The following is a 13739-nucleotide window of genomic DNA, read 5'->3' as shown; positions in this document are numbered from 1 at the left end:
AATATAGGATATTGAATTCACTCTGTCGGGGAAGGACATCAGTAATTTAATAATCGCTACTTTGAACCTGCAACACAATGGTGAGATTTAAGGGGAGGTTGGATACCCTCAGCAAAAACTAATAGTAATTTATATGCAATAAAGGGGCTAAAAGCCCCTATTAGATTTTTATAGTAAAGAGTTTAGATTCCAATCCCAATCGCTAGCAGAAGATCGACATCCGCCATCTGACCAACCTGTCCAAGCCCTGCCTCTGACGACTTGTCCAGGACGTGCCGACGTTGGTTCACCGTCTCGCAAGGCTTCGACGCCGTTAATAATAACTGTTGATACTCCTTTTGAATATTGGTGTGGTTGGGTATATGTTGCGTAATCCTGAATGGTATCTATATTGAATATTACGATGTCGGCATAGTTACCTACTTTCAACCGACCTCGATCTTTCAGTCCCAAAATATCAGCTGGTGCGGCTGACATTCTATGCACAGCTTGGGCTACAGTGATAAGTTTTAAGTCTCTAACATAATGAGAAAATACCCGTGAAAATGCTCCGTAACTCCTTGGATGCTGGGCACTCTTGAGGACGTTTCCTTCTGCTGATATTGCCATCCCGTCAGAACTGAAGCTTACATAAGGAAGAACAATTTTACGTTTAAGGTTATCTTCAGACATTGTGTAATAAATAACATTTACTCGGCTATTATCTTCTATAACTAATTCTATTGCCGCTTCCTCGACGGAAATTCCGCGCTCTTTGGCAACATCTGCTAGTGTTTTTCCTATTAACGGCTTCAGCTTGGGATTATTAAACATTGCTAAAAGCACATTCTCACCGCCACCGGCCATTTGCATCACATTTTCCCAATCAGGGTTTGGATCGCGCATATCCGCAATAACTTTGGCACGTATTGTTGGGTCTTGTAGCCGTTTTATCCATGCATTGTGTCCTCCCTTTTGAACCCAAGGAGGCATTGACGCACTCAATCCCGTACCAGAAGCCGCGTAGGGATACATGTCTGCTGTAATGCGCACTCCATTATCACGAACTTGTTCAATACGCTTGGCAGCCCGTGCCATCTTGTCCCAATTGTTAACTCCTCCAACTTTTAGATGAAATATATGAGCTGGGGTATTTGCTCGTTTAGATATTTCTATGGTTTCATCTATTGCTTCAAGAAAGCGGTCTCCTTCGCTACGCATATGAGTTGCATATATTCCACCACATGATCCTGCAACTTCAGTAAGTGCAACAAGCTCATCTGTTTCTGCATATACTCCAGGGGCGTAAATTAGGGATGATGCAACTCCTAGAGCTCCTTCTTCCATGGCGGTTTTTACTAGTTTGCGAAGTTCTTTAAGCTGTTCTGGAGTGGGATCTACGTCATCAGGTCCCAATATGTTCCAACGCGCAGTTGCTGCACCAAGGTATGATGCGATATTGATTGACGTGCCTCGATCAGCAACGTGTTGCAAGTATTCACCTAGGGTAGTCCATGCAATATCGTATTTTGTGGCACCTTGACGAGCTTTAAGTGCAACTTTCATAGATGGAGAAAGCGGTCCCATTGATATTCCTTCTCCCATAACTTCAAGGGTAATACCTTGGCGTAATGCACTTTGGCCGCGGCCGTCAGCGAGTAGTGTCTCTCCTGACCAACTCAAAATATTAATAAAACCTGGAGCGACAGCGTTACCGCGCGCATCAATTTCTTTTTTAGCGTGCCCAAGTATATTTTTATTAATGGCAACAATTCGATCTGCATTGACAGCGATGTCGCCTGTAAATCCTAAACCACCGTTACCATCATAGATTTTACCATTGCGTACTATTAGGTCGTAAGTCGTTTCTACAGCGGCGTTGTCAACAGATTGATTACTGCATCCAGCAGTTAAAAGCAAACTTAAAGACATAACTTTGAATAAATTTTGCATAGTAATACTCGTATAATTGATATTGCTTTTATTGAAAAGTTGGAAAACGGGCTGTTATCCAACGAAATATGGCTGCATTGTTTCCATTTTTATTTATTAAATGGGGGATAGTGACATTTTTATCTACTCGCTCCATTCGGGTAAGCAAACACCCAAATGTGAAACGTAAATGTTGCTCATCCCCCACATTTTCTTAAAAGTTATATTTTAAAGATATTCCATAAGTATGTGATATTGGATAGGATGCATATCTACTGCCAAGGAAGTTGTAAGAGACATCGCTTGCCGCTTCTTCAGATGTCATGTTTTTACTCCATATAGCCAAAGTTGTACTTTCGTCTGTAGTGCGAAATTCGATATGTGCATTCAATGATTTTTGCGATGAAATGGGTTCTCGAAGTGATAGATTTATGAATTTATCAAATGCTTTGTTATAAGAAAAACCTAAATGAAAATTAACACTACCATACTGATCTAATTCACGATCGTAATCTGCACCAATATAAAAGCTCTGATCCGGGGTTGAACTAATTGGTTGACCATCGTAATCAATTCCTAGACCACCACCGTCTGGAAATTCGTCATACTCAGCTTTAATGTGGGTGTAATTAGCCACCAGCATAAGTTCTTTTAGTGGTCTAGCACTGACTTCTAATTCTATACCGCTAGATGTTGCGCTTGACGCGTTGGTAAGAACTGAAATCGTGCCACCGCTAGCTAATCTTTGGAACTGAAAAACCTGATAGTCATCGAATTTCATTGAAAAGACAGATGCATTCAATCTAAGGCGACGATTTATTAAATCACTCTTAATACCTATTTCATAGTTCACTGCTGTTTCAGGATCATAAGAAACTTGATCTAAGCTTGATAGAAAGTCTAGATTATAACCCCCTGCTTTGAAGGCTCGGGCAATCGAGCCATATACCATCAGATTATTTGAGGCTTTATATTGCAAGCCTATCTTGGGACTTAAGTCATCCCAACTTTTTTCATCTTTGTAGGTTCCTGTTGTAAATAAAATTCCAGTTGGATCTGAAATCGAATAATCTGCTGACTTGGTTTCCTTGGTATAACGCAATCCAGCCGTCATAAATAATTTATCTGTAAAACTATAGTTTGAATGGACGTAGGCGGCATACGAGTCTAAATTAACGTCACCAGGAGCGGGAATATCAACATTTGGGATAGGAAATGCAGTGCCTGCCGAGACACTCTTGTCAGAGGATAAGTCCTCACCGAGATAGTATAAGCCAACAATATAATTGAACGCATCTAAATCTGGCGATTGGAGCCGCAGTTCTTGAGTAAATTGATTATTGTCTTCTTGAAATTGACTAATTGCTACATCTAGTGACGAGGCATCCTCATCGTTTAAAGAATGATATTCTTCTTCTCGATACGACGTAATTGACTTAAAGATAAACCCAGTAGGCAAGATATACTCTGCAGTCAAAGATATTCCATAGAGAGTGTTATTGTCAAACTCATCAGCATCGTGAGTAATTGCTCTAATACCGTTTGTATCGGAATCCGTGAATGTTTGAAAACCGATTGTATCTTTGCGGCTGCGACGAGCATCAATGCTTAAATCAAACGTTAAGTCTTCTTTAGCAAGGTAGCGTAATTGCAACCTACCATTTAATTTTTCGAAGCTGCCAACGTCGTTGTTTGTTGTAATATTTGTAACGTAACCGTCTTGCTTTATGCTATTTAGAGACACACGGGAAAAAAGTGAGTCAGTTAATGGAACGTTTACAATAGCGGTACCGTTTAATCGTCCTAAATTTCCGGTTTCTAACTTTACACTGCCTTCAAACTCTTCTTGAGGTTTACGAGTCGTAATACTTATTGCTCCGGAAACCGTGTTTCTGCCAAATAACGTACCTTGAGGACCTTTAAGTACTTCAACACGCTCAATGTCAAATAAGTTTTGGTCAACTCCCGCCGATCGACCAACATATACCTCATCAGTATATATGCCAGCGCGCCCTTCACTGCCTACATTGCGCGCAAAGCCGCTCACTCCTCGAATACTCACGCCACCTTGGCTATCACCACTGATACTGAGGCCAGGAATAGCAAAGTTAAGATCGCTTAATGTGTTTGCTGCTGCTTTTTCTATATCGCTATCCGACATAACTATAAGCGAAATTGGAACTTCCTGAATGCTTTGTGTTCGTTTTTGTGCTGTTACTTGAATCTTTTCGATACCTAATGAATCTTCAACCACGATTGTTTGGTCTTGCGCTGAGGCTTGTTGTATGAAAAATAGGATAGGTAATGAGGTAAGCATTAGTAAAGGTTTGGAATCGATTCCTTTTCTTATTCGGCTTAGTGTTAGTTCTATGTTTTTTTTCGGCATCTTACCCGTGCTAAATTGATTTTTCATATTTTCTCCGGCTTATTTTATTTACTTCTCTAACATTGTTAAAAACAAATGCTGGAAGATATTTATAGTTGTTATAATTTTTACATAGTTAGTGTTTACCATTAATGGTTGCACGCATATGATAATAATATGGGAATAGTGCGCGACGTTATCGAGAAGGAGTTAAATAGTTAATCTTTTAGGCCATCTGGAAATCAAATAACATCTGGGGATTGGTATAAGTTGAGTATTGAACAAAAAGCTAACATTTTTTATGTAAAATCGATATCCATATTAAGTCGATTATGGGGCCTAAGGCCCCATATAATTTACTTGTGATGGGTGATGCGTTGAAATTCAAAGGCAGGGGTGATTGGACTAACTAGTTTAAAGGTTTTTACTTTTCCTGACTCAGTTAACATCACCCTTACTCTAATAAATGAAGGTGTTAGGGCGATTAAGCCGTCAGCGGTAAGCAATATTTTTGAAAACTCTTGAACAAGTGGTTTTGGAATAAAGGGTGAGCTAATACTAAGAATTACCCCTCCTTTTTCATTTACTTTAAATTCATAAATTGTTCTTAACTGTTCCGAACTGTATTGTCCTTCTAACGATGTTAACAATAGTGCTGGCGCTAATTGCTCTTGATTTTCAGGTGGTCTTGATTGTTCGCTATTCTTGGTTTTAGATGTGGTTTGATTAAAGTAAAGCTCGTAAACTTTTTCAAAACGTTGCTTTAAATTTGCATGGCGTAAATTACAAAATGCGACAATAGCTAGCCCATTATCTGGAAAGTAGGCAAAATTTGAGTTGTAGCCGGCGATACCCCCTGTATGTGTGTATGCCAAATGGCCATTTAATTGTTGTAGCCCTAGTCCACCTCCATAGGTAGTATCCAGTGTACCTGTTTCAGAAAACATCTCAGGCCCATCTAGTTTGGCAGGAGTAGTAATAAACTCTGCGTTTTTTTTGTTCCAAAGACCACGATTAGAGTGCATTGCAGCAGTGTACTTTAAGAATTGCTGAATGTTTGTTATTAAGCCCCCGTCACCAGAATAATTTACGGTATCTGTTTGTTCTATCAAACCATTCGGTGTTTGAACATAGCCATGCGCAATAGGACCTAAATCGGGATCATCAAGAGAACGAAAATAGCTGTTATCCATAGCAAACGGTAGTAAAACATTTTTTCTAGCGAAATTTTCAAAGTTTTGGCCACTAACACGGGTAACAATTTCAGCAAGTAATAAGTAGCCTCCATTGTTATATGCCCAATGTCTGCCTGTTGCCGATACTTGTATTGATTCTCCAAACATTGCGTGTAGAGCTGTCTCTCGTGACAATTGTGAGAAGTCTCGGATTCCTGCGAACCAAAAGTACCCAAGGTAATCCATTAATCCACTGGTGTGGTGAATAAGATCTGAAATTTGAATTGAGGAATGCGACTCAGTAATTTCGGGAATAAATTTTTTCACAGGATCGTTGACCGATAGTAATCCTTGAGATTGCAGTTTAAGGATGGCTAATACAGTAAATTGTTTTGACATTGATGCAATGTTGAACAAGGTGGTATCAGTTATTGGATCTTTGCTCTCAACGTCTGTGTATCCGAATCCTTTAGTGAATATTGTGTTTCCTTCATGCTGAATACCTACCGCACAGCCAGGGCCATTCGCAAGATCAAAAAAGGTTTCATCAACGACATTTCGAATTTGTTCAACTGATGGCCAATGGGGGGCGGCACTTGCTGGTATTACTGTGATAGCTAGACTCAGTAACAATATACAACCAGCAAGGATGTTAGGGTTGAGTTTCATAGTTTTTTCCTTTCGATAACTAAAAATGCACTTATTAGAAGAACCCATTAATTAACCCCATAATGCCGGTGAAAAGGGGGAAACATTTGCGCCGTTAAATAAAAGGCCATTAGGATGATCTTGGGATAATAGTAAGGGGCCATCAATATCAACAAGATCGCATAATGTTCCGATCATAAAAGCGGGCGCCATGCCTAGAGATGTCCCCGCCATTGAGCCTACCATTAAACGTTTACCCGCATTTCTAACAACTTTAGCCATTTCTAACGCATGAGTTAATCCACCGGTTTTGTCTAATTTAATGTTGATCATGTCATACATGCTTAGAGCCTCTGGTAGCTCTTCTATATGTTGGCAAGACTCATCTGCACACAAGGGCAGCGGTGAACTATAGGTTTGCAATACGGCATCTTGATTGCGGGGTAATGGTTGTTCAATCATCTCGACACCCAGCTCTGCTAACTTAGGGGCCGCATATTTTAGCAAGTCAAGATCCCAACTCTGATTGGCATCTATACATAAACGTGCATCAGGGCGGACGAGTCGAATTGCTTTTATGCGCTCGACCACTAATTCGTGATCCAACTTAATTTTTAATATTGGAAAGGTTTTAGCTTTTATTGCTTTGACTGCCATGGCCTCTGGAGTGTCATCAATGCCAATGGTCATTACCGTTGTAATATTTTGCGATTTTAGTCCGGTTAAATGCCATACCGATTGGCCCGACAGTTTGGCTTCTAAATCCCATAGGGCACAATCTAAGGCATTACGAGCCCCACCAGCGGGCAATAAATATTGAAGCTCGTTGCGAGTTAAACCGGACTTGACCTCACAGGCAACTGCTGCTATTTGTTTGACGATGCCTGCTGGCGTTTCTCCTAAATAGGTAACGCCAACTGCTTCTCCTCGACCGCTTATATCATGTTGTTTTATCAAAATATTTACGATTGGCAATGTCTCCCATGTTTTCCCCGCAATTCGAAATGGCGTTTTGAAAGGCCACTCAGTAATGTCTACATGCAATTCTCTGTCTTTCACAACTCAACCTCTGACTCAATTAAATAGTCGACTATGTCGCTTACCCCATATAGAACAGGATCGGTACAGGGTAATCCGGTTTCAAAACGTATTTTGTTTAAATAAGCTTCGTGTTCTGACGCGTTAATCCTTGATAAATTAACGCTGATACCGACAGGGCGGATAAGCTTATTAGTGAGTTTTCCGAGTTGTACTACTTGTGCAATACAGTCATTTAATGGTGGGATCTCTTGCTCGGGACAAATGTAAATATGTGAACGTTTTGGATCGTGACATAATACGATTGCATCAGGTTGGGAGCCATGCAATAGTCCCAGTGATACGCCGGAATATGCTGGGTGTAAAAGTGAGCCTTGGCCTTCAATAACATCCCAGTGTTCAGGACTATTGTCGGGACTAATACATTCTGCTGCCCCTGCAATAAAATCGGCAATTACCGCATCTAAGGCAATTCCATTACCAGCAATCATTATTCCGGTTTGCCCTGTTGCTCTAAACGTACTATTCATCCCTCTTTTAGACATTTCTCGTTCTATAGCGAGTGCCGTATATTTTTTTCCTACAGCACAATCACTTCCTACGGTTAGTAATCGTTTTCCAGAACGTTTTTTACCATTCCCCACAGGGATGTCTGCGATTAATCTGCGTACATCAATTAGCTGTGCATTCCCTTTTTTTGCGGCTTCAGTTAACGATCTATTGGAATCTAATCTAGTGTGCATACCGCTAACAATGTTAATACCGGCAGATGCAAATTCTTCGAAAGCTTTTGCCCAATGTTCTGGTAAAATCCCTCCTGCTGGTGCGGAGCCTATTATTATGCTTTTAACACCTGCAACTAAGGCTTCTGGTAATCCTAAATCAGGTAAACCTAAATCGAGTTCACAACCAGCTAGCCGCATTTGTCCAAGACATAGTTCAGGACGCCAGTCAACGATACCAAAAGCAGTTTTGGCTATGAGTGGATCCACAACATCGCCGATAAAAACTAGGTATGGTGCTGGAATAGTGGTAACAGGCGGGATAAATTTCATTTTTTAGATCTCCATTCGAAGCGCATTAGATAGGGGTGTTTCACTTATAAAAGGCAAGAGAATATTGAGGTTTTATTCTTAGGCCCTTACGATTTTTTTGGCTGTATCATGACGTTTCACTAAGGTGCAGTTTGGCATTGCCATTAACCAAACAAGATTCGCCCAATAGTTTAGAGCGTAAAATAATGAGCACTATCGAAAGTAGGACAATTGTTTTATTGGATACGCCAATTGTCTTGACCAGTGCGCAAATTATTTAAGTCTGAAATGAAATGACGTGCTGAATAAAATCTGGTCATTCATTGCCTTAATAGTTTGCGCCCCTTTTAGGTTACGGTGTATTGTTTTTTAAAATATACCTTATACCTATCGTTAGAGTAGGGACTACAAAAACTAATATAAAACCGTAAGTTAATACCCCAAAACCTTTGGCGATCAGCGTAACGATGCCAAATGTATCTGCCAAAATCATAGCCGTTGATAAGAATAGCAATGCGAAAAGTGGTCGAAGGTAATTAGGAAGTGTTTTTTTCGTTTCTGACATAGTTACCGAGATCCGCTCATTGACAGTATGAACCAAGCCAACCCCTGTTTGAATAAACGTACCTATTAAAACCAGCTGAAAAACATAGTTAAACCAAGGTAATTCGAGTTGTTCTAGTAAGGCTGTCGATGGCACATCAGAATCTAGAATTGAAGGATAACCAACCAATAAAGCGGTAAATAGTAAGAATGCGGGAATGATGGCGACAAAACCACCAATTAATCCAGCACTGATTGCTTGTTGCCTGTTTTGTATATGTCTTAAACTGAAGAATACTGCTGGAACGGCAGCAACGTTATAGCCGGCATACTTTATTCCATTCCAAATCCATGACGTATCAAGTTCCGATTGATCTAAATGCAAGGTAATAACGTCGAAGTAGTTTATGAGGCACCAAATAACCAACCCCAAATAAGTTACATAAAGCACAAATGACCAAAATCCCATGAAACGTTCAATAGCAGTATTGCCGTAAAAAACCAGAAATCCTATTACGATGAGTAGTATGAACGTCCCGGTTATTTGGGGCCAACCAGTGGAAGTGCTAATGATTTCTCCAGACGCTGAGCCGATAACGGCTAAGGACACGGTAAGAGTAAGAACAAACAGTAATTCATATAAAAACCAATATCGTCCTAAGAGCAGAATGAAAAAATTTCTGTAATCATAGCTACGAGTTAAGCGGCATAACTCAAAAGAAACTGCCATTACTACTCCCCAAATAAGGGCCGATAGAGCCATACCCAATATCCCTCCCAATGGGCCACTAGATAGAAAAAACTCAACCAGTTCGCGTCCTGTAGCATATCCTCCGCCTATGATAACGCCTTGAAAAATTAAGCCGGGTAGTAGGTATGTTCGTAATATATTTCCCATAATTATCCTTTTCACCCCATGATTAACTGAAAGTTGGTTTGTTAAATGGGATTAATATGTATTGACTAATCATGTTAGATCAAGTTGTTGCATTAACTCAGCAACTTGCTTTTCTGCTGGATTACCTTTGCTTAAGGCTTGATAGACTGCGTTTTGGTCTTTAGAGCTATTTCCCTGACCTAATCTTATCTGCGATTGACATGACCTAACATCAATTTCAAAACCAACTATGGCGGAAAGTAAACGTTTTTTGTAATTGGCAACCTGAGATATCTGCCAAGTTGAGTCGGCTTTTTCCATAAACTGACTTAGATCCGACACTATCGTGTCTAAACCATCTTCATCCTCAATTAGTCTAGGTATTCCTTTTAGGTGTACAGTGGCAAAAAACCAAGTAGGAACACGTGGTGATGTGGTGTAAATCGAGGGTGAAATATAACTATTAGGCCCCCAGAAAATAACCATGACTTCTTGATTGTTTTGCAAGGTTTTCCACAAGGGGTTGGCTCTGTCCATATGGCTGATTAGTCTTAACTTCCCGTCTGTTTTTTGGTTAACCATAAAGGGTAGAGGACTTCCCTGCATTGAATTTTCGCATGTAACTAAGGTTCCCATGACAATCATGTCAATGAGGTTGCAGGCAATAGTTGGGTCTTTAGATAAATAGGGGGACGGCGCATACATGGCAAAGTATTCCTTAAAGCGGTGATTATAAGTTACATCTAACTTGTGTTTTCTTACTAGCTTGAAAAATGAATCGGTTATAAGTTCTGTATAACAATATCCAAAGCTCAATTTATATTTATCTTAGAAAATACTAGGCCAGCGTGCCGCCCAAGGCAGAGTCTGCTCCAATTCTTCGGCAAGATTTAATAGGATGTCGTCTTTGCCAAATGCAGCTGAAAATAACGAACCTATTGGCATATTGTCATTACTCATAAATAAGGGTAAAGAAATACTCGGTGTACCGGTAATATTATGCAGGGGCGTATAATTCATATATTTGAATAGGGCTTCCCATAAATTTTCAAATGGTTGTGTCGGTGCTAAGTGTCCAATTTGGGGGGGGGCCGTGCTATTAACTGGCGACAATATAACATCAAATTTTTGATGAAACTGCTCTAAGGCGAGGGTGGCCTTGGTTATTTCTGAAAATGCGTTTGCTAAATCATTGGTAGAGTAAGTATCACGCTGCAGTGCTAAACCTATAGTCCATGGTTCAAGCAAATCATCGATTGGGTGAAAGGGATTTAATGCTATGCATTGGTCCCTTAACTCCCCACCTAAATAACTCCACAAAACCTTTAAGGCTTGGCTGACTGCTTCTTCATCTATCGGTAACGAAATGTACTTAAGCTCATGTCCTAGGGAATCCTGCAGTAATCTGGCAGTTTGATGAAAGACTCGTTCTACTTGATAATCCGGTTTGGTTCCATCTATACCCCTTAATACTCCCGCTATTTTTAGGGGACGGTGAATTGTATTTGAGGTGCTTTGGTAAATAGGGATTGTCGGTGGACGAACTACGTTAGCGGCCCATATTGTATCGCGCATCGAGCGGGCAAGGAGCGAGTCGGAACACAGTAAATCATCAATAAGGTGATGTACCCGAGCGCGCAAATTGTAGCCACGACTCGGTTTGTAGCCAATCACTCCACAAGCCGAAGCGGGCATGCGAATTGAACCCGCAGCATCACTTGCATGGGCCAAAGGTACGAGTCCTGCGGCGACCGCTGCCGCAGCGCCACTGCTCGAACCTGCAGTTGAACGGTCTAAGGCCCAAGGGTTATGAGTGGCACCATAAAGTACTGGCTCACCAGAGGCGAGTAAGCCAAATTCTGGCATCGAAGACATGCCTACAGGAATAAGACCTGCATTGTCTAATTTGGTAGCAAAAGGGTAAGCAAACTTTGCCACCTTACCTAACATTGATCGAGAGCCACAGTGCATAGGAAAACCAGGATAGGCGGCAGATGCTTTTAACAAATAAGGCACACCTGCCATTGCTGATGATGATGGTTGCAGTGATTTTTCCATCGCATAGTCAAAAGCATTGTAAACCACTGCGTTAAGGCGCGGGTTAATGTGCTCTATGCGCACAATGGCTGCTTGGCATAGGGTTGATTTTGAAAGTTCTTTTTGGATCAGTAAATTGGCTTGAGCGTGGGCATCAAGTTTGCCTATCTCAATTGCATCGTTAATGGATATAGATTCAACAATTTCGCTCATATCATGGTCTCTAATCATTAATAGGAGGGACAATTTAAGTGATTATCAACCTAAATGCTTTTGTTCTAAGGCCGCTAATTAACGCAATAAGGCCACATTAGAAATTAAGGAATGTAATTATCGGCCTGCTTGCAATAATCAACGACCCCATTGCTTAAGTGCATATCTAAGTGTTGTGTTAGCTTTTCTGTCTAACTATAAAAGCAACAATAAAGGAAAGTTCAGTGCCAAATAATGTAAGTAGCCTTTTAATAAAAAAAAATTTAGTCGATATTCAAAGCAGTTTGCAAGGGCATGGACTAAAGAAAACCCTAGGCCCGTTCCAACTGATCTTGATAGGTCTAGGTTGTATCATTGGCGCTGGTGTTTATGTCATGACAGGTACCGCTGCGGCTCAATACGCTGGGCCAGCAATCATTTTATCTTTTGTCCTTGCCGGTTTAGCTTGTGGATTTACAGCCTTATGTTATGCAGAGCTATCTTCGGTAATACCTGTTTCCGGCGCATCTTATAGTTACGCATATACTTCATTAGGAGAGGCTTTTGCATGGACATTGGGTTGGATGCTAATGCTGGAGTTTTGGTTGGCCGGGTCGGCCCTAGCCGCCGGTGCAGCTGGATACTTTACTAGTTTGTTAAGCGACTTTGGCGTGCATATACCCAAAAGCTTTTCCACCACATGGATACAGCAACAGATAGGAGAGCAAGGCACTCATTTTGAATTCAGTGGCGGAGTTAATTTAATTGCTGTGGCAACAGTGGTGCTGGTGACTTTAGTCTTGGTGCGTGGCGTGTCGCATTCTGCCGCGGCGAATACTGTTATGGTTATTATAAAGATAGGTGTGTTAGTCGGGTTCGTCGTAGTGGGATGGAGTCATGTTGATACCGATAACTGGCTACCTCTTATCCCTGAAAATGAAGGAGGATTTACTTACGGTGTGCCAGGTATATTTCGTGCGGCTTCGATTCTTTTTTTCTCTTACTTAGGGTTCGAAGCGGTTGCTACTGCAGCCTTAGAAGCTAAAAAACCGCAACGTGATATACCGATTGGGATAATGGGAGCGATGTTAGTAAGCACCTTAGTTTATATTGCGGTAGCGTTGGTAATGACCGGCTTAGTGCCTTTTAAAAGTTTAGGTGTGCCCGATCCGATTGCAATAGCTGTGGACGTTATACAACAACCATTGTTAACGGTAATTATTAAAATAGGCGCATTAACGGGGTTAGTTTCTGTACTCCTAGTGAACACTTATGCCCATTCGCGAGTTTGTTATTCCATGTCACATGATGGCTTGCTGCCTAAAATATTTAGTGTTGTACATCCGCGTTTTAAAACACCTTACAAAGGTACAATTATTGTGGCTTTACTTGCTGCGATTGCTGCTGCGATCCTTCCTATTAGTATATTGGCTGATTTAGTCAGTATTGGCACAACCTTCGTTTTTTCTGTGGTGGCGATTAGCTTGATTTGGTTACGAACTAAACACCCCGAGTTGGAACGCCCATTTAAAGTACCGTTTGGCGGAATGTGGATTAAAGGAATATGGTTTGGTGTGGTACCAGTTTGTGCACTTATATTCTGTTTTGCGATGATGGCGCCAGTACTGATTGATATTGGTTTACGTTCACAGGCTGGAGATTGGATTCCAGGAACAATATTGGTGGTTTATATGCTGTTAGGTGCCGGTATTTATGGGTTTTATGGCCATAAAAACTCAGCATTGCGTCTTTCCCTGCAAGGTTTATAGGCACCGGTTATTGATTATGCAGACTCTAGGGGATATGCCCCAATTCCGTTACCTGCGCCTACCTGACAAGCTCTTGCCGATTTCTGTCAAGGTCAAACGATTACTGAGAATGAAGGGAACAACACAATCTAACAATGTCTTACTTCTAGC

Annotated in this window: 9 protein-coding genes; 1 reads left to right on the top strand and 8 read right to left on the bottom strand. The window is 41.0% G+C overall.

Going from position 1 to position 13739, the window contains the following annotated elements; genetic code table 11:
• Positions 1 to 168 precede the first annotated feature (168 nt).
• From ABJK37_RS14305 to ABJK37_RS14270, 8 genes are all read right to left on the bottom strand, one after another.
• The gene (locus ABJK37_RS14305) at positions 169 to 1932 is read right to left on the bottom strand and encodes a D-aminoacylase (RefSeq protein WP_348355128.1); all 1764 of its coding nucleotides are present in this window, start codon (positions 1930 to 1932) and stop codon (positions 169 to 171) included.
• A 193-nt stretch (positions 1933 to 2125) separates the two neighbouring features.
• Positions 2126 to 4297, bottom strand: a complete 2172-nt coding sequence (locus tag ABJK37_RS14300) for a TonB-dependent receptor (RefSeq protein WP_348355126.1) — start codon at positions 4295 to 4297, stop codon at positions 2126 to 2128.
• Positions 4298 to 4632: 335 nt separating this feature from the next.
• The gene (locus tag ABJK37_RS14295) at positions 4633 to 6120 is read right to left on the bottom strand and encodes a serine hydrolase domain-containing protein (RefSeq protein WP_348355123.1); all 1488 of its coding nucleotides are present in this window, start codon (positions 6118 to 6120) and stop codon (positions 4633 to 4635) included.
• 51 nt (positions 6121 to 6171) lie between these two features.
• Complete coding sequence (gene dgcA, locus ABJK37_RS14290; RefSeq protein WP_348355120.1) at positions 6172 to 7158, bottom strand: N-acetyl-D-Glu racemase DgcA; 987 nt, start codon at positions 7156 to 7158, stop codon at positions 6172 to 6174.
• Positions 7155 to 8192: a DUF1611 domain-containing protein gene (locus ABJK37_RS14285; RefSeq protein WP_348355117.1), complete on the bottom strand. Its 1038-nt coding sequence runs from the start codon at positions 8190 to 8192 to the stop codon at positions 7155 to 7157. Before ABJK37_RS14285 ends, dgcA begins: the two co-directional genes overlap by 4 nt.
• Before the next feature lie 331 nt (positions 8193 to 8523).
• Positions 8524 to 9612: a hypothetical protein gene (locus ABJK37_RS14280; RefSeq protein ID WP_348355114.1), complete on the bottom strand. Its 1089-nt coding sequence runs from the start codon at positions 9610 to 9612 to the stop codon at positions 8524 to 8526.
• A 69-nt stretch (positions 9613 to 9681) separates the two neighbouring features.
• The gene (locus tag ABJK37_RS14275) at positions 9682 to 10296 is read right to left on the bottom strand and encodes an FMN-binding negative transcriptional regulator (RefSeq protein WP_348355111.1); all 615 of its coding nucleotides are present in this window, start codon (positions 10294 to 10296) and stop codon (positions 9682 to 9684) included.
• 123 nt (positions 10297 to 10419) lie between these two features.
• The gene (locus ABJK37_RS14270; protein WP_348355108.1) at positions 10420 to 11841 is read right to left on the bottom strand and encodes an amidase family protein; all 1422 of its coding nucleotides are present in this window, start codon (positions 11839 to 11841) and stop codon (positions 10420 to 10422) included.
• Positions 11842 to 12065: 224 nt separating this feature from the next.
• Between ABJK37_RS14270 and ABJK37_RS14265 the strand changes: the two genes are divergently transcribed.
• Positions 12066 to 13589, top strand: coding sequence for an amino acid permease (locus tag ABJK37_RS14265; RefSeq protein WP_348355105.1), 1524 nt, complete (start codon positions 12066 to 12068; stop codon positions 13587 to 13589).
• Positions 13590 to 13739: the final 150 nt, after the last annotated feature.

Source organism: Paraglaciecola sp. (genome assembly GCF_039964565.1).
Taxonomy (GTDB): Bacteria; Pseudomonadota; Gammaproteobacteria; order Enterobacterales; family Alteromonadaceae; genus Paraglaciecola.
Note: the sequence above shows the minus strand (reverse complement) of the source record. Positions and strands in the feature narration are given on the sequence as shown.

Bases quoted from the DNA above. Each gene is read 5' to 3' on its own strand.
- ABJK37_RS14305 (WP_348355128.1), bottom strand. From the start codon at position 1,932: ATGCAAAATTTATTCAAAGTTATGTCTTTAAGTTTGCTTTTAACTGCT.
- ABJK37_RS14300 (WP_348355126.1), bottom strand. From the start codon at position 4,297: ATGCCGAAAAAAAACATAGAACTAACACTAAGCCGAATAAGAAAAGGA.
- ABJK37_RS14295 (WP_348355123.1), bottom strand. From the start codon at position 6,120: ATGAAACTCAACCCTAACATCCTTGCTGGTTGTATATTGTTACTGAGT.
- ABJK37_RS14285 (WP_348355117.1), bottom strand. From the start codon at position 8,192: ATGAAATTTATCCCGCCTGTTACCACTATTCCAGCACCATACCTAGTT.
- ABJK37_RS14280 (WP_348355114.1), bottom strand. From the start codon at position 9,612: ATGGGAAATATATTACGAACATACCTACTACCCGGCTTAATTTTTCAA.
- ABJK37_RS14275 (WP_348355111.1), bottom strand. From the start codon at position 10,296: ATGTATGCGCCGTCCCCCTATTTATCTAAAGACCCAACTATTGCCTGC.
- ABJK37_RS14270 (WP_348355108.1), bottom strand. From the start codon at position 11,841: ATGAGCGAAATTGTTGAATCTATATCCATTAACGATGCAATTGAGATA.